This window comes from Streptomyces albiflavescens (assembly GCF_014645835.1).
Lineage (GTDB): Bacteria > Actinomycetota > Actinomycetes > Streptomycetales > Streptomycetaceae > Streptomyces > Streptomyces albiflavescens.
Genome location: NZ_BMMM01000005.1, coordinates 168,968 through 187,120, shown reverse-complemented (window position 1 = coordinate 187,120; position 18,153 = coordinate 168,968). Strand labels below are relative to the sequence as shown.

Genomic DNA, 18,153 nt, shown 5'->3' with positions numbered 1-18,153 from the left:
GCACCGGCATCTGTACCCGCCCGAGCCCGGGCCCCGGGGCCGTGAGGCCCGGTTTCCAGCCTCACGGCCCCGGCCGTGAGGCTGAGCCGCACAGGATCGGAAACAGACAACCCGCTCCGGCTGCGGCCACTGGCCTGAGCAGTTGAAAACTCATTGGGCTCTTCAGGCCTTGGGCTGGGTGAAGCGGATGCTGTTGCCGAAGGGGTCGCGCAGCCCGCAGTCGGTTCCGTACGGGCGGTCGGTGGGCTCCTCGGTGAACTCCACGCCCCGGCCCCGCAGCGTCTCGTAGGTCTTGCGGCAGTCGTCCGTGCTGAAGATGAGCGAGCCGCCCGTCGCGCCCTTGGTCACCAGTTCGCGGACCTGCTGCGCGGTCTGTTCCGACATGGCCGGGGGGCCCGGCTTTTCCAGCAGGATCTGGCGCTCGGGGTGGCCGGGGATGCTGACGGTGAGCCAGCGCATGAAGCCCAGGTCGACGTCGGCACTGACCTCCAGGCCGAGCTTGCCGACGTAGAAGTCCAGGGCCTCGTCCTGGTCGAGGACATAGATCTGCGAGTGCGTGATGGCGTTGAACATGGGTCTCACGCTAGTGGCCGGGCGGGGCGGAAACTTATCCGAAACTGCTCGGCCCGCGCACGGGTCAGGGCGGTGCCGCGGGTCGGGTGCGGTCAGGCGCTGGGCCGTGTCCACGCCATCGTGAAGCAGGTGGGCACGTCGGCGGCCGCCGCGCGCCTGCGGTAGGTCCTGGGGGAGTGGCCGACGATGGCGCTGAAGGTGCGGCTGAAGGTTCCCGGGCTGGTGAAGCCGACCTGGAAGCAGATGTCCGTCACGCTGCGGTCGCTCTCGCGCAGCAGGAACATCGCCCGCTCGACCCGCCGGCGCTGCAGGTAGCGGTGCGGTGTCTCACCGAACGTGGCCCGGAAGGTGCGGGTGAAGTGTGCCGGTGACACATGGGCGATCCGGGCCAGGGCCGGCACGTCCAGCGGCTGCGCGTAGCCGCGGTCCATGGCATCGCGTGCCCGCAGCATGCGGCGGTTGGTTTCTTCGGCGGCGCGGCCCACGACCGCCATCACACCACGGGCCGGGCCCGGCCCGTGGTGTGATGGCAGATCCGTTGATGCCCGGCCCCGCCCGGCCCCGCCCTGCCCTGCCTTGCCCGGCGGTGCACGGTGCGCCCGGCCGGCCCGGCGGCAAGGGCCCGGCTGGTTGCCGTTGCCGGTGGTGTTCAGGGCGCGGTGAACAGGGCCGGGAAGCGGGGAGCGAGCCAGGGCTTGCGACCCCTGACGAGGATGCGGCCGCGGGCGAGGGCGCTCGCCTGGCCGCGGCGGCCGAGTGCCATCAGCAGGAAGGTGACCGGCTCGATGAGGATGGTGCAGTCCGGGCGGGCCGGCGGCTGCGGGCTGACGGTCACCGCGCCGCCGGCCACGGCCACGCCGAAGTGGCCGCCGCCCCACAGGCGGATCGCGTAGGAGGCGCTCAGAGGGGCGGTGCGGGCGGTGTCGGTCACCCGCGGCATGACGGTGCACATGAACGGCAGGGTCAGCCCCACCCGCGCGCGGTCGATCATGTGGGGGCGGCCCAGCGCGCGGGCGAGGTCGTAGCCGTGGCCGAGCATGTGGGTGAGCAGGTAGGACCCCAGCACGTCCAGGTCCATCGGGCCCAGCGGGGTGACGACGGGTTCTGGAGCGCGGCGCTCCTTGAGTGCCGTGAGGCAGGCGTCGGCCTGCGTCACGATCATCGCGGCCAGCGGTTCGGCCCGGCGCTCGCCGAACTTGGCGAGCGACTGTTCGTTGGCGGCGGCGAGGCTGTGCGGTGTGCCGTCCCCGTAGGGGCGGGCACCTCCCGCCGCGATGTCGGCCATCAGCTCGTTGGCCAGCGCCAGATGCGCCGCCGCCTGGCCGACGCTCCACTGCGAGCCGGGCACCGCACGCTCCATGTCGGCGTCCTGGCGCAGCAGCGCGGCGATCTCCCGGGCGGTATCACCTATAGCCGCGCCCAGCCCCTGGGGCCAAGCCCCCCGTACGTCCTGCCCGGCCACTGATTCCACGCCGCTCCTCATGGTCGCCGTCCTTGCCCGTACCGGATGCGTGCACCCACCGGCCCGGCGAACGCCTCACCGATCAACCGGCGTACAGAAGACCAGGTCAGCAAGGTCTGGACAAGACCTTGAACACACCCGCCCCGCCCCGGACGGCGGCGGGGCGGATGTGCGGGCCGACGGCACAGGGGGAGGGGAGCCGGGCAGAGCGGCGGGTTGAGGAAGGCCGGATGGTCGGTGACAGCCGGCCCGAAGCAGTGCAGCCGCCGCCCCCTGCACGATGTGTGCGAGCCTGGCAGCGGGCGGCGTCTGGCACACACGAGGGGATGGTGAGGACGCGATGCGGGAGACCTACCACGAAGAGCTGGAATCGATCGGCGATGGCCTGGTGGAGATGGCGAACCTGGTCGGCTCGGCCATCGGCCTGGCCACGACCGCTCTCCTGGATGCCGATCTGCAGCTCGCCGAGAGCGTGATCTCAGCCGACGCAAAGGTCGATGACCTGCAGCGCGACCTGGAGAACCGGGCGATCACGGTGCTGGCACGCCAGCAGCCCGTTGCCACGGACCTTCGGGTGGTGGTCACCTCGCTGCGCATGAGCGCGGACCTGGAGCGCTGTGGTGACCTGGCCCGGCATGTGGCCAAGCTGGCCCGGATGCGATATCCCGAGCGGGCGGTGCCGCGCGATCTGCGCCGCACGGTCTTGGAGATGGGCCAGCTCGCGCAGCGCCTGATGGCGCAGGCCGCCGAAGTGGTCATCACCCACGACGTCGATGCGGCACTGCAGCTGGAGAAGGACGACGACCGCATGGACGAGCTGCACCGCACGATCTTCCAGCACCTGTTGGACGAGAAGTGGCAGCACGGCGTGGAAACCGCCGTGGACGTCACGCTGGTCGGCCGCTACTACGAGCGGTTCGCCGACCATGCCGTGTCGGTGGCCCAGCGCGTGGTCTACCTGGTCACCGGCGAGCACGCGGACGAGCTGACCACGGACACGCCCGCATGAGCTCCATCAGGCCCGGCACGGGTGCCGCGTGCCGGGCCGCCCTCGGCCGCGCGACCGACAGCAGCGCGTAGCCGGCCAGGCTGCGGGTCAGCCATCCGGCGGGCGCGGGGTTGGCGGGCCGGGCCCCGGCGGCCGGCAGGGGCGCAGGGTGGAGCACACGACAGTCGTGCACGGCCTCACCCGGCACAGAGCACACCGGGGAGGATGGGGGCGAGCACGAGCCGACCGGGCGCGCAGTGGTGCAGTGCACCTGCGGTCTCGACAGCGGCATCATGGCGCAGACCCAGGCGGTGCAGATCTCGTGCTGCCCGGGTCTGCCGGCAGGCCCGTACTGCGGGCACACCTCACCTCAGCCCCGATCCGCGGCCAGGGTGCAGTCCGCTCGGCAACCGCCCCGCCCGTCTGCACCGCGCACCGGTGCTGCGCCGTGCCCGGCCACAGCTGCGCCGCCTCTTCCACCCGGGCCGTGGGGCTGGGACCCCGGCAGGATCTGCACGGGGTGCGCCGGCGCCGTCCCGCTCCTGTGCCGCTGCCCACCGGCTGGGCCCGGCGCGGACGTTGGGCCCAGCCGGTGGGCAGCGGCCCAAAGGCGGTGCGACGGCGCCGGCAGGGATGGGGATGGTCAGCCGGCCACTGTTTCCTGCTGCGGTTCGGCCGCAGCGTCCTTTGCCGCGGGCTGTGCCGCGGCCGTGGTGGTGTAGAAGACGGACGAGCCCTGCTTGGTGCGGTGTGCGCGGCTTTTGGCGACCAGGTTTTCCAGCGTGGTGCGCACGACGGTTGTCTTGATGCTGCGGTCGGGGTGGGCCTGGGTGAGCGCGGCGGCGACTTCGGCGGCGGAACGCGGCTCGCTCTGCTGCTCGAGGTGGCCGCGGATCAGGTCGACGAGGGTCGGCTTGGCGGCTGTCGTGGCTGCCACGGGTGAGGCCTTGGCGGCGGTCTTCTTCGGGGCGGTCTTCTTCGTGCCGGCGGCGGCCTTCTTCGGCTTGCGCTGCCGGGGCGTGGCGGAGGCCTGGTGAGGCACGGCCGGCACGGCCGGGGTGTCTGCCTCGGTGGCGGGGAGTGCGCCGCCCAGTGCCTGCTGCATGTTCACCAGCACGGTGTGGTCGTGCTGCAGGGCACGCAACTGCTCCTGCAGCGCCTCGACGTCCGCGGCGATGCGTTCCTGTTCCTTGGCATTGCTCTCGAGGTCGCCCGTCACCTGGGCGAGGTACTGCGCGGTCAACTCTGTGGCGTGGGTCTGGCTTTCAGACATGACATGGGCCTTTCTTCGGTCCGCGGGCACGGTGGTGAAAGAAGGGTTCATGTCCGCGAATCAATGGGAGAGCGGTGTCCTGTCGGTGAGGTCCGGCCCACCCAGGGGACACAACTGCCGCAGCCTTGCGGAAGTGTAGAGATAGTACGCACGAATGGAACCAGATGTTCCCGCCGAGTGATTACTCGTTCCGGGCGCTCACCGCCGCGCGAGGAGAACAACAGCGTTGCCATCGCCTCGAACGAGTCGCTGTCCCAAGCGCACATGTTCCGGCGGACCCGTATGAGGCGGCGCCTGAACAGCACGGGTTCGAAAGGCAGGGGCATGTCGCGAAGCCGCACATATCCTGCGGGCTGTGACCGCGATATACGTGCTGGACGGCGCCCGGATCAGGACGCTTGAAGACTTCTGGCGAGTCATCGGTGAGGCGGTTGGCGGTCCCGGTGGCTCCTTCGGCAGAAATCTGGGCGCTTTCGCCGACTGTCTCAGCGGTGGTTTGGGGGCGCCCGACGACGATGACTACATCGTTGAGTGGCGGGACCATCAGGTGTCTCGCGGCTGTCTGGGCTATCCGGAGACTGTCCGGCAGTTGGAGATCCGCCTGGCGCGCTGCCATCCCGTGAGTCGTCCTGTGGTCAGTGCCGATCTGGCCGCGGCGCGTGAAGAGCGCGCAGGGACGGTCTTCGACTGGTTGGTCGAGATCTTCGAAGAGCGCGCCCCAGGCGTCCTGCGCCCTTGGGTGAGGTGGACACCCCGCTTCTTATTGCCTGCCGTGCGTTTCTCGTCCGTGCGGTCGGCGAGGGGGATCAGGGTGGCTTGCGGATCCCTGCCGAAGGCGGCGGCGGGCTTGGGGTCCATGGTGTGCACCGGATTCCTGCGCAGCAGGGCAGGAACAGCCAAATCGCCGCCAGGGCAATTCGGCGTCCATCGCGTGCGGCGGGTGTGGGCCACTGGCTCCGCTCCTGCTCTCAGCCACCGCGGCGGATGCCCCGGTGGTTGGCTCAGTCGTCGGCCGCGACGACGAGGGTGATCTGCCCAGCCGAGCGGTCGATGAGCACGAACTCGTTGAAGTAGTGGAAGTAGTCGTGCATACGTCCCCAGTCATGAATCGCCTCATCACCGAGCTCGCTGAGGTAGTAGATGCCATCGGCTGCAGCCAGGCGGTCGAACACCTCCCGCTGCAGATCTGCCTCCAGCTCGGTGGGCGGGGTTCCAGAGCGGATCCACCCACTCCCGCAGGAGCTGCACGGCCTTGTCCTGACTGAGGGGCTCGTAGAGGCCGGGAGTGATCAACCGCAGCCCATACGGACCGTGCCGGGGCCCGTCCGGCGGTACTCCACCACCTGAGTGCGGCAAGCAGCCCTCTCTCGTCCAGGGACTCCGCAGAGAAGCGGAGCTGCTTGATATCGACCCACCCAAACCCGTGCTCCTTCGGATCCGGGACGTAGTGTCGGAAGTTGATGAAGGCGCTTCCCTCGTGAGCGAGCCCGTTGTCCATGACGCCGGCCCAGAAGGCCGGCAAGGGGACACCGCCGACCCACCGGACAGGCCCTCATGTTCTTGTGGCGCAGTACCGCGCCGGCAGCTGATGCGGAGGGGGTTACAGGATGGGTGCTTCGGCCTGGGACTACTACGTGCCGTACCAGGCGGATCTCGGCGCCGCGCTGGAGGAGTTGCGGCACCGGGTGTTCCTCGCTGGTGACTACTACTGGGTGCGCGGCGGCGACTGGCTTGCTGAGCAGGAGCGCCGCCCGCGGCCTGTGACCCTGGACGAACTGTGGGCCGATGAGTGGACGCAGCACTCGGGAACCCACTCGATTCTCGATGTCTTCCACGTTCAACGGGAAGATGAGGAGCCCGAGATCTGCGCAGTACAGCCGGTGACCGCCGAAGAGGCCCAAAGGGCCGCCGGCACCGGACGGCTGACCCGCGAACACGTTGAAGCGATCCAAGACCTCGCTCGCGAGCGATGGTACGGCCGTTGCGCAGTACTGCACGACGACCACGGGACGCCACAGGAGATCTACTTCTGGGGCTGGTCCGGAGACTGAGCCATCGACCTGTTCTCGGGCTGGAGCGAGGTGCTTCGCGTGGACATGTGTGAGCCCGGCGCCTCCAACTGCTGCTGGAACTCGCCGGCACACGCTGCTTGAAGTGAACGAAGCCGTTCATCCCGTCATCCCGGCCGCGCCATGACATCACCGCGAAGGGAACCTCACCAACGCCGCCCCCCTGTCGTTCGGGGACGGTGCCGGTGCAGCGGGGCGGCGTGGCCGGGGTTGTGCCGGAGCGCGCCGGACGCGCCGCCCTCTCGCGCGGCGGGCGGCCCTTTCGCCGCGGTCCGAAGGCGGCAGCCGGTTAGCCCACCTGGCGGGATGCGGGGTGCCGGTCACCGCTTTGCGTGCTGTGCCGTGCTTCCATCGCGCCAGGAGGCATAGGACATGGCCGACGAGGCACAGCAGGACACCCGTTTTCCACGCACCGCGTCCCGGCGCCGTGTGCTGACCGCAGCAGCCCTGGCGCCCGTACTCACCGGGGTGCCGGCCGGCGCCCGCGCCCTGTCTGCCGGGCCCAAGAAGCGCGCCCTTGTCGCGCCGGTGGCGACCAAGCTGGCGGACTGGGCGGAGGTGGGCCAGGCGCTGGGCCGGCCCGGTGACATGAGACGGTTCATGTACCACACGGCCTTGCCGCGCAATGACCTCAGGGTCATCTCCCGCGGCATCCGGATCAAGCCCGCGCTCGCCCTGGGCTCGCATGTGTCGTTCGTCCGCTACGCCGACCACAGCACGCTGTTGATGGGCGACGCGGTGGTCATCGAATGCGAACTGCAGCACTTCAGTGACGTCCTGTATGAGCACGGGATCATGCAGACGGCCATCCACAAGCACCTGCTGGCCCACGAGCCGGACGTCTGGTGGGTTCATGTGCACGCCCACGGCCACGATCCGGTCGCCGTCGCCCGTGGTCTGCGCGCCGCGTTCGACTGCACCGGCACCCCGCCCGCCCAACCCGCCGCCCCTGCGCCGCGCGTCGACCTGGACACCACCGCCATCGACGCCGTCATGGGCATCAAGGGCGTCGCCGACGGCGAGATCTACAAGTCCACCTTCGTCCGCCGCGAGAAGGTGGCCGACGGCCATCTGGCGCTGCCTGCGGGGCTGGGCTCCACGACCTCCGTCAACTTCCAGCCGCTGGGCGGCGGAAGGGCCGCTGTCAGCGGCGACCTGGTGCTGATCGCCGGCGAGGTCCAGCCCGCCCTGGTGGCGCTGCGGCGCGGCGGCGTCGAACTCGTCGAGCTGCACCATCACAACCTGACCGACGAACCACGCCTGTTCTTCGTCCACTACTGGGCTGTCGGCGATGCCGTCAGGCTCGCCCAGGCCATTCGCCGGGCGGTGGATGTCACCAACGTCGTACCCATGGTAGGAGTCGGCGGATGACCGCGGATCACGAGAGGGACCACGAGATGGACAACGAGGCGGTTGTCTGCCCGTTCGACTTCAGTGAAGCCCTGGAGTTCGATCCCGCGCTCGCGGAGCTGATGCGCCGCGAGCGTCCCGCACGCATCCGGCTCCGCTACGGTGATGCGGACGCCTGGCTGATCACCGGCTTCGACGCCGTCAAGCAGGTGACCACCGACCAGCGGCTGAGCCGGGCGGGCATCATCGGCCACGACTACCCCCGGATGACGCCGGAGCCCATCGTCTCGCCCGAGTCGGTCAACGTGATGGACCCGCCGCTGAGCAGCCGGGTCCGCCATCTGGCCTCGCAGGCCTTCACCCAGCAGCACGTCGACGGCTTGCGGCACCGGATCGTCCGGCTCACCGATGTCCTGCTGGACGACATGGAGAAACAGGGGCCGCCGGCCGATTTGGTCCAGCACCTGTCCGACACGCTTCCCCAGCACACCATCCTGGACCTCCTCGGCATCGAACAGGAGGAGTGGCCCCGCATGCAGGAGTCGGTACGCCAGCTCCTCGTCGTCGGCGCGGGCAACAAGGAGGCCGCCGCAGGCGCCAAGGCGGATCTGACGGCCTACTTCGCCAAACTCGTCGAACAGCGCCGAAACGTGCCCGGCCCGGACCTCATCAGCGCGATGGCCGCAGCCCGCGAGGGCGAGGAGCAGCTGGACGACAGGGAACTGGCGGTCATGGCGCTGATGCTGGCGCTCAGCGGCCAGGACACGGCGACCTGCGAGATCAGCAACATCGTCTACCTGCTCCTGACCCGTCCCGAGCTGATGGAGCACCTCAGGCGCCGGCCCGAGACCCTGACCGATGTGCTGCACGAGATGCTCCGCTGCATCCCGTTCCGCAAGGGGGTCGGAATCCCCCGGGTGGCACTGGAGGACGTGGAAGTGGACGGGGCACGCATCCGGGCGGGCGACTTCGTCCACGTGTCGTACCTGGCGGCCAACCGTGACCCCGAGCGCTACCCGCACCCGCACGACATCGACCTTCAGCGGCCCAGCGCTCCGCACATGACCTTCGGCTGGGGCGGGCACCGGTGCATCGCGATGCCCCTGGCCATGGCGGAGCTGGAGGTGGCCATCGGGCGGCTCGTGGAGAGATTCCCCGGTCTGCGGCTCGCCGTGCCGCCCGAGGAACTGCGGTGGGACACACAGACGATCAGGCGTTTCCCGCTTCAGCTGCCGGTGGCCTGGTAGGGACGCCTTGGCCGCGCCCGCTTTGGTGGGGCAGTGCACCGGTTCGCCCGGCCGGCGGGAGCCATGCGGCATGGATCGTGCGAGGGCCCCCGGGCGTTCACGCCCGGGGGCCCTCGCATCGGCAGAAGGCCCGGGTGAAGGCCGCCCGCGTGCATGCACAGGAGAAGATGCCGCTCAGCGTCCGCACCTGGACGTGTGACTGCGGCACGACCCACGATCGGGACGTGAACGCAGCGAAGAACTCCTCTGGCCGCCGGACGGGCGGTTGCAGCCTGCGGAGCCGGTGTAGGACCTCAACGGAGTTCTCCGGGCGGGCAGTCGGCGATGAAACAGGAAGTCTTACGGCGCAAGCCGTAAGAATCCCCTTTCTTCAGGGAGGGGAGCGTCAAGTGTTCCACCTGGTCGCGGCGTCTTGGACGGCTTCTGCAGGCCCTGCACGTGGAGCGCGGGTCCGGGGGGACGCACGGCCGGGCCGTCGGCGACGACCCGGCAGGATCGCGGTCGCGCGGGGCCCGGCCGGATGGTCCTGGGTCTGCTCCTAGAGGCTGCGGGCGGTGATGTCGCCGTGGGAGGTGGTGGCGCGGATGTCGAGTTCGGCGGTGCCGTCGTTCTTGAGGGCGTTGCTGATGCGGCCGTAGCCGGTGCCGGCGTCCAGGGCGGCCGAGACGCCCGCGGCGGCGGCGAGTGAAATGTCGCCGGACCGGGTGCGCAGGGTGACCGTGCCGCGCACGGCCTCGGTGATGCGGATGTCGCCCCGTGCGGTGCTGATGTCCGCGGGGCCGCCGAGCCGGCTGACCTCGACGTCGCCGTCGGCCGCGATGAGGCGGAGGCTCGCGGCCTCGTCGATCTTGATCTGGCGGTACGCGCCTTCGAAGGCGACGTCGCCGAGGCGGCCGACACCGCGGAGCTCGGAGCCGGCGGTCTTGGCCTCGATGCGGGAGCCGGCGGGCAGCTGGACGGTGACCTCAAGGGATCCGCAGGCGCCGAGGAGCTGGTTTTTGGGCTCGGGGGTGCGGATCCGCAGGACGCCGTCGGCGTAGGCGACGGTGGTCTGCCCGGCGGTCTTGACGTCGCGGCTCTTGGCGGGGTTGGCGGGCAGGACCTCGACGGTGGTGTCGGTGCGGTCGGCGGCGATGAACTGGATGCGTCCGGCGGGGATGTCCAGGACGGCGGAGATCGGGGCGGGGGTGTCGAACGTCTGCATCGTGCTCTCCCGTGCTCGCTCGTTGTTTCTGACTCAGGAAACGCTACGTTGCTTTCCAGAATCGAGCAACATGCTCATTGCATAGAATTGATATCTCCGCAGCTAGAACGCTGGAAACTGTTGCAACGGTCTCACAGATAACGCAACGACGATCGCTCCGATCATTGCAATGGGTGAGGGGTGAACGCTAGAGTGGGGGAGCAGACCACCACGAGGGATCACCGAGGAGACCGCGATGCCGGGAGGCAGGCTCACCCAGACCGAACGCCAGCAGATCGCGCTGGGGCTGGCCGACAGCCTCCCCTACGCCGAGATCGCCCGGCGCCTGGACCGTCCGACCTCGACGATCACGCGTGAGGTGATGCGCAACGGCGGCCCCGCCGGCTACCGCGCCGACCTGGCCCACCGCGCCACCGAACGCCGCGCCCACCGGCGCAGGGCCGCCTCCTCCCGCGGGCCGGAGTCGGTCCCCCAGCCCCACGGACGCGACGCCGAGGCCGTGGCCGAGTACGAGGAGACACTCACCACCGTCTTCATACAGTCGGGGACGCCCCAGATGATGGCCAGGGTGCTGGCCTGCCTCTGCCTCAGTGACACGGGCAGCCTCACCGCGTCCGAACTCGTCCAGCGCCTCCAGGTCAGCCCCGCGTCCGTCTCCAAGGCCGTCGCGTTCCTCGACAGCCAGGGCCTCGTCCGCCGGGAACGCGGCGAAGGCCGCCGCGAGCGCTACGTCGTGGACGACGACGTCTGGTACCGGTCCATGATGGCCAGCGCCCGCGGCACCGCCCAGGTCGCCGAGACCGCACGGCAGGGCGTCGGCGTCCTCGGTCCCGGCACCCCGGCCGCCGTCCGCCTCGAGAACATCGCCCGCTTCCTCGACTTCGTCTCCGAGAGCATCGCCCGCGCCGCGGACCAGGCCCGTGACGTCCTCCACACAAAACCCGAAACGACCTCGGACAGCACTGCCTGAGCCACGCCCGGACCGCGGATGGGCAGCCGTCTCGGTCGTCACCGCCATGAGACGGAGCCGGCCCGCTCATGCGATGTCCGACGAATTTCTGCTCTGCGCAGCGTCAGGGCTGCTGTCGGCAGTGTGTTCAGTTCCTGAGTACAGCCGGCGCTCAGGCCGAATTCCGCAGGACCAGACGCGTGGGGGTGACCACGGACGGCAGACAGCGGGGACCGACTCCCCGCAGGGGCTGGTGCGCCGACCGGCTGCACAGAAGCCGTGCCATCAGCCGTCCCCTCTCCTCGATGTCCTGGTGCACCGTCGTGAGCGGTGGTTCCGTGGTCTCGGCGAGGGGCGTGAGGTTGCCGAAGCCGACGACGGCCACATCCCCTGGCACGGTGCGCCCCCGCTCCCGCAGGGTCCGCAGTGCGCCAAAAGCCATCAGGTCCGAGGCGACGAACACCGCGTCCAGATCCGGCATCTGATCGAGCAGCAGGGCCATGGCATCAGCGCCGCCCTGCAGCGTGTAGTCACCTTCGGCGATCAGTGGGGGCGGGGCGTCCAGGAGGACGTCGCGGTAGCCGTCGAGGCGGTCAAGGCCTCCGCGATGCACATAGCCGAGTTCCGCCACCGCTTTTCGAATGCGTTCGGCCACTGCTGCCCGCACCTTCGGCTCGCCGTTGACCACCCGCGACACCGTGGACTTCGACACCCCTGCCCTGCGCGCCACGTCCTCAAGCGTGGGGCGTTGCCCGATCAGCTGTTCAGCCAACTCCCTCTCCGAGCAGTGCAGTTCACCGTTGCTGCCGCACACGTCAGCCGTCCGCCGGACCGTACTCGGCGGCAGGCCAGTGGAGGGCTTGACCAACTCACCGTGAAAAAAGGTCATCTGGGATGGCCGCCCCGAGCCGGGGAAAGGCGAAGGGGCCGGCCTGGGTCATGGTGGTGCCATGCGCGCTCATGTGCTGGTGGGAGCGTGGTGCCGCACCGGGCGCGCGTCACGCCCGGTGCGGCACCGGCGTACGTCACCCCGGTGCGGCACCGGCGTACGTCACACCGGTGCGGCACCGGGCACCCGCTCTACGGGCGGGCCGGCGCCGCCTGCTGCACGACCTCGAAGGACCACAGCGTGGACCCGCTCGCCGCCGGCCTGGAACGCTCGCCGCCCTGCGCGTCACCGCCCTGGTGGGCCGCCTTCATGGGGCCCTCCATCCAGGCCTGGAAGGAGTCCTCGTCACGCCAGCGCGTGTAGACGAGGTAGTTGTCGGTGCCTTCGAGGGGGCGCAGGAGTTCGAACCACTCGAACCCGTCGGAGCTCTCCACGGCATGGGCGCGGGAGGCGAAGCGCTTCTCCAGGGTCTCCCGCTGCTCGGCGGGCACGGCCAGTACGTTGATCTTGACTACGCTCATGGCCTCATCCTGCCGCACGGCGGCCCGCCGGATGAGGAGCGGCTCGTGCCGGACGGCGGCTGCGCGGGACGCCGCCGCGAACCCGGCCGGCATCGGGGCACATCAGGGCGCCCGCCACTCCCGCGGCTCCCGCGCCGTCCCGTCCGCGGTCCGGCCCGGGTCCGGCACGCCGTGTCCTCACGGCCCGGCGCAGAAAAGAAGGGGGCGTGCCCCGGGCGGTGGCCCGGGGCACGCCCCTCGCGGACGCGGGCAGTGGCTAGTTCACCGCCCCGGCCCGCCCGCGGCGGCCGCCCTCACGCCCCTTCGTGACGGTCCTGCCAGTCGCGACGGTCCTCGCGCCCCTCATGACGGTCCTGCCAGTCGCGGCCGTCCTCGCGCCAGTCGCCGCTGCGGCGCCCGTCGTGGTCGCGGCGCTCGTCGCCCCAGGAGGCGGTGTCGATGACGCGGCCGCGGTCGTTGCGGAGGGTGGCGGTGTCGGAGTAGTTGTCCCACACGTAGTCGTAGCGGTCCTGGTAGAGGTCGCGGTCGCTGTCGCGGCCGATGCCGGTGTGGATACGGACGGTTGCGCGGCCCTCCAGACGGTAGTGGTGGAAGGTGTAGGTGTGGCCGTCCTCGCCGGACAGCGTCCAGCCGTCGAGGTTCACGCTGCGGCGGGAGGTGTTGGTGACGTCGACCCACTCCCTGTTCAGGGAACGGATGCTGCGGTTGTCGTGGCCCGGGGAGTTGTACTGCACGCTGCTGATCTCCACGTACGGGCCGTACCGGTGCGCGCCGTTGTCGGCGGCGGCCGACGCGGCACCGGCGCCGACCAGGGCGCCGGCCGCCAGGGCGGCAGCGGCCGCGCGGCGGGCGGTGACAGACAGGGAAGCGGACAAGGTTGCCCCTCGTTTCGTTGCGGCAGACCCGTGTTCCGGCACGTGAATGCCGCGGGTCCGGTGGGTGCGGGTCCCGGCCCGGTGGCCGAGTGCCCGCAATCTGCCGCCCCCTCCTGTGAATGTGAGCGAGGCGTGAAGGGTGTTACGAATTGTCCACATTTCCGTCACTGTCGGTTGTAACGTCCATATATGTAGTGAACGCACCGCGCCGGCACACCGGCACCTCCCCCCGGCCGCTCCAGCACTGGCCACCCCCCACCCCTCGACGGCCCGCGCCGCCCCGCCATCTGCCTTCTGCACACCCGAAAGTGCGTAACACCGCCCGGGGGCGGCGCTTTGGCCGGAGGCGCGGGGCAGCGACGTTCTCTTTGGTTCGTGACGGCGTCGTGCGCTGTCGCATCACCCCAGGTGGGGTGCCGTGTACGGGCGCTGGATCAGACGGGTGTGAGTCCGATGCGGGCACAGCCCTGGCGCAGTGTGTCGAGGCCGAAGGCGTCGGCGGGGGAGACGACCCCGGGGGTGAAGCCGGCTCCGGTGGCGAGTTGGTCGGCGGCGAAGGCCATGAGTTCGCCGGTGAGGTTGTAGATGCTGGGGCCTTCGAGGCGGACTTCGGCGAGCGGAGAACCACCTGGGGCGCCAGAGGCCGCAGCGACGACGTAGGTGCGGGACCTTGCGCGTTCCGCGGTGTCCGGTCCGCCGGGTGGCCCGATGAAGGGACGGGTCAGGGTGTCGATCAGCCGGCGGCCGCCGGGATGGTGTGCCGCGGCGCCGGCGAGCGCGGACAGCACAGTGGCGGGGCGGCTGAGCGCCGGGAACCAGCCGTTGTAGACGGTGACGCCCTCGAGCCGGGGGAAGGCCTCGGGAAGGAAGAGGACCTCGGTGCCGGAGACGAGGAAAGCATTCTTTTGGCGGTCTTGGACGGTGAAGGGGCGGATGTGCGCCGCGGTGCGTTCTTCGACCAGTCGGTGCTGCTTCCACCGTGCGGAAGGCAGGGCCAGGCCGTCGCGCATGGTGGTGCGAGTGCCCTGACTCAGCCCGTGCCGGAGCGGTCCGGTGGCGAATTGACTTGCTCTCCCTCCTGAAGGAGGGAGATTCTGGCCTGCTCGCTCGGTGCTGTGCCGCTACGCGGCACGGGCATCGGGCGGGCTTCCGTGGCTTCCTGCTTCGTCGCGCTGTGCCAGAACGGGTTCTGGTCTTACCGGCGCTCCACAGGCTGCAACCGCCAGTCCGGCGGCCTGCTTCACATTCTTCGCGGCGTTGTGGTCGCGGTCGTGGACTGTGCCGCAGGCGGTGCAGGTCCATTCCCGCACGTCGAGGGGTTTGGGCCCGTCGTGGTGCCCGCAGGCGGAGCACACCTGGCTGGTGGGCTCGAATCGTCCGATCTTGATGAAGGTGCGGCCGTACCGGGTGGCCTTGTAGGCGAGCATGTTCACGAACTGGGACCAGCCCGCGTCATGGATCGACTTGGCCAGTTGGGTGCGCGCGAGCCCTTTCACTGCCAGGTCTTCCACGGCGACCGCTTGGTTCTCGCGGATCAGCTTCGTGGAGAGCTGGTGATGGAATTCGCGGCGCGCGTCGGCCACCTGCGCGTGCGCGCGGGCCACCTTCAGACGGGCCTTGTTGCGGTTGTTCGATCCGTTCTGTTTGCGGGACAGCTCCCGCTGAGCCTTCTTCAGCTTCTTCTCCGCCCGGCGCAGAAACCGGGGACTGTCGATCTTCGTGCCGTCGGACAGCACGGCGAAGTGGGCCAGCCCGAGGTCGATGCCGATGCTCTGGCCGGCGTGGGGCATCCGCTCCAGATCCACGGCCGGGTCGGTGTCGATGACGAAGGAGGCGAAGTACCGGCCCGCCGCGTCACGGATCACGGTGACGCTGGAGGGGACTGAGGGCAGGACACGCGACCATCGCACCCGCACCTCACCGATCTTCGGCAGCAGCAGTCGCCCGACCTCAGTGATCTTCCAGCGGGCGTTCGCGGTGAACCGGATCGACTGACGGGCATCCTTGCGCGACTTGAACCTCGGCGCACCCACCTTCGGCCCCGTGCGCTCCCCTTTGAGGGAGGCGAAGAAGTTGCGGTAGGCGGTCTCCACGTCCCGCAGCGACTGCTGCAGCACCACCGCCGACACCTCGCCCAGCCAGTGCCGCTCACGGGTCTTCTTCGCCTCGGTGACCAGCGTCTTCGACAGCACCGCCGAGGTGACAAACGCCTCCCCCGCCGCCCGCGCCCGCTCCCGTGCTGCGATCGCGTCGTTGTACACCACCCGCGCGCACCCGAACGCCCGGGCCAGCGCGAGGCGCTGACCCGATGTCGGGTCGAGGCGGAAGGCATACCGAAGCCACACGACCCGGACGCTAACACCAGCCACTGACAACCCGCCGCGCATCAGCTGAATCCAGCTCCGCCGCAACGATGCGGCGACGCTCCGCGTCGCCACATCCAGATTCGCTTCACCACCGGCGTGAACGCCGGCGCACTGCGAATGAATCCCGGTAGCCCTGCCCTCGCATCGGCAGGCCGATGACGGGTATCGGGGCTCCCTTGGCTTTCCCCTGGCCGACAGACCTGCCGTCGCGCGCGTCGCCACCTCACCGAGGTGCCCCGTCCGAAACCGGCATGCGGCTGAACGAACCGGCGTGGGGGGCCGGTCCGTTCAGCCGCTGGGGAAGAACCGTCAGCCGTAGGTGATGTCGGAGGTCGCGTACTTGCAGTACGTGCTGTCAGGGCCGGTGCCGTTCTTGGTCGGCTCCGCACCGGTGTTGTTGCCGATGTACTTCTGGCAGGGGATGATCTTCTTGCTGGTGTCTCCGACGATCTTGATGGCCTTCAGGGTCGCGCTGTCGCCGTAGTTGGTGTTGATGCCGACGATCCGGCTTCCCTTGTAGGTCGCCTCGATCGTGTTGAGGTTGATCGTCCGCTTGTACTGCGTCTTGCAGTTGCCGCATGAGCGGACGAAGGTGCCGAAGTTCTGCACCGCGAAGTTCGAGACGTTCAGCGTTCCGGCGCCGTTGAACTGGAACACTTTGTCGCCGGCTTCCTTCGCGCCACCGCCGGAGACGGTGTACACGTTGGACGACGAGGAGCCCAGGAACGTCGCCGCGTCCTCACCGACGTCCTCCCACCAGACGTTCTGCAGCGTGCAGCTGCCCAGACAGTGGATGCCGTCCGCGGCGGGAGAACCGATGATGACGTTCTTCAGAACGGTGCCCGCGGCCAGTTCCAGGATCGGCCCCTGGTCCTCGTCCTGGCTACCGCTGCCCAGGTCACCGGTTCCGTAGAGGCGCTTCATCCCGTAGTCCTTGGTGCCGGAGACCGAGATGGTGGAGGAGACCGCCTGGCTGCCGTTCGCCGTGGGCCAGGTGGCAGCATTCGCCGGAGACAGGGCGCCATCCGTCATGATCATGGCGGCCGAGAGGCCGAGTGCGGTCAATGTGCCGGTGAGCGCGCGCCGACGGGCGCGCGGACGTACCGGTGAAGTCATGTCCCGATGCCTTCTTCCAGGTGGGGGGTGGTCAGAGCTTCCCGGCGCCCGCGCCGGACGTCACCGAGGCGACGACAGTCGAGGCCGGCTCGGCGGTGTAGCTGTAGGGCGGGGTGGTGAAGCTGCCGACCTGCGAGATCTCGGTGGCGGCCCCGCCCAGATCGTTGCCGCGCAGGTTGGCGTAACCGTCCACGTCGCTGTCCCGGTTCGTGGTGACGGCGACCTTCGTGGAACGGAAGACGTTGTTCTCGACGAGCATCTGGGCACCCATGCGCGAGTGGACGGCCGTCTCTGCTCCGGCGACGTAGTTGTCGTAGAAGTGGCCGGTGCCGAAGCGCAGGCTGGGGATGCGCGAGTAGACGTTGCTGAAGTAGTTGTGGTGGTACGTCACTCGCAGATGCCCGGTGTCCTCACTCGCGTTGTTGTCGCTGTGCCCGACGAGTGAGCCCTTGTAGTGGTCCTTGAAGGTGTTCCAGGACACGGTGACGTAGTCGGAGCCGTGATTGATGTCGAGCAGACCGTCGTAGTAGTCCTTGTCGTGGTCGCGGTCCGCCGAGAACGCGTTGTGGTCGATCCACACCTTCGTCGACGCCTGGACGGTGATGCCGTCGGCCGGCGCGACCGGCTTGCTGATGTTCAGGTTGCGGACGACGACATTGGTCACCTTCTTCAGGCGCAGCCCGCCGCCGGTGAACCCGGACGACGAACCGACGCCCAGGACCGTGGTGTTGGAGCCGATGTCGACCTGACCGCTGAGCGAGATCAGGCCGTTGACCTTGACCACCTTGGCCGCGTTGCCGGTGACGGCCGTCTTGAAGGCGTCGAGGGTGCTGACGGTGACGGTGGTCGCGCTGCCGCCGCCGGTGGTCCCGGCGCCGAAACCGACCGGGGAGGACTCGGCGGCTCCCGCGGACTGCGGCAGGACGAGCACGGTGGTGAGGGCCAGGGCGGCTGTCGCCGCCGCCGTCAGGGCCAGGAGGCGGGTGTGCCTTTGTGGGGGGCGAGTACGCATGCGGGTGTGTCCCTTCGGGAGCGTCCGTGGGTCATGTACTCGAACTCTGGACTTCATGCTGAACAACATGCGGCGCGCGGCAGCAACTCGCATGTGGGATTCATGGCCCTGGTGCGACTGCTTGCCCAGGTGGTGCGGCTCGGAGTTCTGGTGTCTCGTATACGAGATGTCACACGCGAGTCACGCTGCTGAACGGGAAACGTAAGGGGCAAGCGCTTTCTAGTCAACGCTTCGCACAGACCACATCCAGCCAACTCCC

At 69.5% G+C, this 18,153-nt stretch carries 18 protein-coding genes and 2 pseudogenes; 7 read left to right on the top strand and 13 right to left on the bottom strand.

Going from position 1 to position 18,153, the window contains the following annotated elements:
• Positions 1 to 162: 162 nt before the first annotated feature.
• The 3 genes from IEY95_RS15880 to IEY95_RS15870 all read right to left on the bottom strand — a co-directional run bounded on the left by IEY95_RS15880 (position 163) and on the right by IEY95_RS15870 (position 2,056).
• Positions 163 to 573, bottom strand: a complete 411-nt coding sequence (locus IEY95_RS15880; protein ID WP_189186683.1) for a VOC family protein — start codon at positions 571 to 573, stop codon at positions 163 to 165.
• A 92-nt stretch (positions 574 to 665) separates the two neighbouring features.
• Positions 666 to 1,067 (bottom strand): helix-turn-helix domain-containing protein, encoded by a 402-nt coding sequence (locus tag IEY95_RS15875; RefSeq protein WP_229702990.1) that lies wholly within the window; start codon positions 1,065 to 1,067, stop codon positions 666 to 668.
• 155 nt (positions 1,068 to 1,222) lie between these two features.
• Entirely contained in the window at positions 1,223 to 2,056 is an 834-nt protein-coding gene (locus IEY95_RS15870; protein ID WP_189186682.1) for a maleylpyruvate isomerase family mycothiol-dependent enzyme, read from the bottom strand.
• Between the two features lie 319 nt (positions 2,057 to 2,375).
• Here IEY95_RS15870 and phoU point away from each other — a divergent pair, with 319 nt between their 5' ends.
• Positions 2,376 to 3,044, top strand: coding sequence for a phosphate signaling complex protein PhoU (gene phoU / locus IEY95_RS15865; RefSeq protein ID WP_189186681.1), 669 nt, complete (start codon positions 2,376 to 2,378; stop codon positions 3,042 to 3,044).
• A 622-nt stretch (positions 3,045 to 3,666) separates the two neighbouring features.
• Here phoU and IEY95_RS15860 read toward each other — a convergent pair.
• A complete protein-coding gene (locus IEY95_RS15860) occupies positions 3,667 to 4,296 on the bottom strand; it encodes a hypothetical protein (RefSeq protein ID WP_189186680.1) in 630 nt (209 codons plus the stop codon).
• 355 nt (positions 4,297 to 4,651) lie between these two features.
• Here IEY95_RS15860 and IEY95_RS15855 point away from each other — a divergent pair.
• Positions 4,652 to 5,029 (top strand): annotated as a pseudogene (locus IEY95_RS15855) (barstar family protein); the annotation flags it as partial.
• 268 nt (positions 5,030 to 5,297) lie between these two features.
• Here IEY95_RS15855 and IEY95_RS48990 read toward each other — a convergent pair.
• A complete protein-coding gene (locus IEY95_RS48990; RefSeq protein ID WP_229702988.1) occupies positions 5,298 to 5,468 on the bottom strand; it encodes a hypothetical protein in 171 nt (56 codons plus the stop codon).
• A 435-nt stretch (positions 5,469 to 5,903) separates the two neighbouring features.
• Here IEY95_RS48990 and IEY95_RS15845 point away from each other — a divergent pair, with 435 nt between their 5' ends.
• The 4 genes and pseudogenes from IEY95_RS15845 to IEY95_RS15830 form a co-directional block, all read left to right on the top strand.
• On the top strand, positions 5,904 to 6,347 hold the full coding sequence (locus tag IEY95_RS15845) for a hypothetical protein (RefSeq protein WP_189186679.1): 444 nt from the start codon (positions 5,904 to 5,906) through the stop codon (positions 6,345 to 6,347).
• Positions 6,348 to 6,737: 390 nt separating this feature from the next.
• Positions 6,738 to 7,736, top strand: a complete 999-nt coding sequence (locus IEY95_RS15840) for a DUF1259 domain-containing protein (RefSeq protein WP_189186678.1) — start codon at positions 6,738 to 6,740, stop codon at positions 7,734 to 7,736.
• Positions 7,733 to 8,962 (top strand): cytochrome P450, encoded by a 1,230-nt coding sequence (locus IEY95_RS15835; RefSeq protein ID WP_229702986.1) that lies wholly within the window; start codon positions 7,733 to 7,735, stop codon positions 8,960 to 8,962. Before IEY95_RS15840 ends, IEY95_RS15835 begins: the two co-directional genes overlap by 4 nt.
• 164 nt (positions 8,963 to 9,126) lie before the next feature.
• Positions 9,127 to 9,319, top strand: a pseudogene (locus IEY95_RS15830) (zinc ribbon domain-containing protein); the annotation flags it as partial.
• Between the two features lie 181 nt (positions 9,320 to 9,500).
• Here IEY95_RS15830 and IEY95_RS15825 read toward each other — a convergent pair.
• Complete coding sequence (locus tag IEY95_RS15825; protein WP_189186677.1) at positions 9,501 to 10,166, bottom strand: DUF4097 family beta strand repeat-containing protein; 666 nt, start codon at positions 10,164 to 10,166, stop codon at positions 9,501 to 9,503.
• A gap of 235 nt (positions 10,167 to 10,401) precedes the next feature.
• Between IEY95_RS15825 and IEY95_RS50635 the strand changes: the two genes are divergently transcribed.
• Positions 10,402 to 11,136: a GbsR/MarR family transcriptional regulator gene (locus IEY95_RS50635; protein ID WP_189186676.1), complete on the top strand. Its 735-nt coding sequence runs from the start codon at positions 10,402 to 10,404 to the stop codon at positions 11,134 to 11,136.
• Between the two features lie 151 nt (positions 11,137 to 11,287).
• Here the strand turns inward: IEY95_RS50635 and IEY95_RS15815 are convergent, their stop codons facing one another.
• The 7 genes from IEY95_RS15815 to IEY95_RS15785 all read right to left on the bottom strand — a co-directional run bounded on the left by IEY95_RS15815 (position 11,288) and on the right by IEY95_RS15785 (position 17,894).
• Entirely contained in the window at positions 11,288 to 12,004 is a 717-nt protein-coding gene (locus IEY95_RS15815; RefSeq protein ID WP_189186675.1) for a LacI family DNA-binding transcriptional regulator, read from the bottom strand.
• Between the two features lie 191 nt (positions 12,005 to 12,195).
• Positions 12,196 to 12,525 carry an antibiotic biosynthesis monooxygenase family protein gene (locus IEY95_RS15810; protein ID WP_189186674.1) on the bottom strand — a complete coding sequence of 110 codons (330 nt, stop codon included), beginning with the start codon at positions 12,523 to 12,525 and terminating at the stop codon, positions 12,196 to 12,198.
• Between the two features lie 293 nt (positions 12,526 to 12,818).
• Positions 12,819 to 13,400, bottom strand: coding sequence for a lamin tail domain-containing protein (locus IEY95_RS15805; protein ID WP_229702983.1), 582 nt, complete (start codon positions 13,398 to 13,400; stop codon positions 12,819 to 12,821).
• A 434-nt stretch (positions 13,401 to 13,834) separates the two neighbouring features.
• Positions 13,835 to 14,410 carry a saccharopine dehydrogenase family protein gene (locus IEY95_RS15800; protein ID WP_189186672.1) on the bottom strand — a complete coding sequence of 192 codons (576 nt, stop codon included), beginning with the start codon at positions 14,408 to 14,410 and terminating at the stop codon, positions 13,835 to 13,837.
• Positions 14,411 to 14,521: 111 nt separating this feature from the next.
• The gene (locus IEY95_RS15795) at positions 14,522 to 15,745 is read right to left on the bottom strand and encodes an RNA-guided endonuclease InsQ/TnpB family protein (protein ID WP_189186933.1); all 1,224 of its coding nucleotides are present in this window, start codon (positions 15,743 to 15,745) and stop codon (positions 14,522 to 14,524) included.
• A 330-nt stretch (positions 15,746 to 16,075) separates the two neighbouring features.
• Positions 16,076 to 16,882, bottom strand: a complete 807-nt coding sequence (locus IEY95_RS15790; protein WP_189186671.1) for a pectate lyase — start codon at positions 16,880 to 16,882, stop codon at positions 16,076 to 16,078.
• Positions 16,883 to 16,913: 31 nt separating this feature from the next.
• On the bottom strand, positions 16,914 to 17,894 hold the full coding sequence (locus IEY95_RS15785) for a pectate lyase family protein (RefSeq protein ID WP_189186670.1): 981 nt from the start codon (positions 17,892 to 17,894) through the stop codon (positions 16,914 to 16,916).
• Positions 17,895 to 18,153 lie beyond the last annotated feature (259 nt).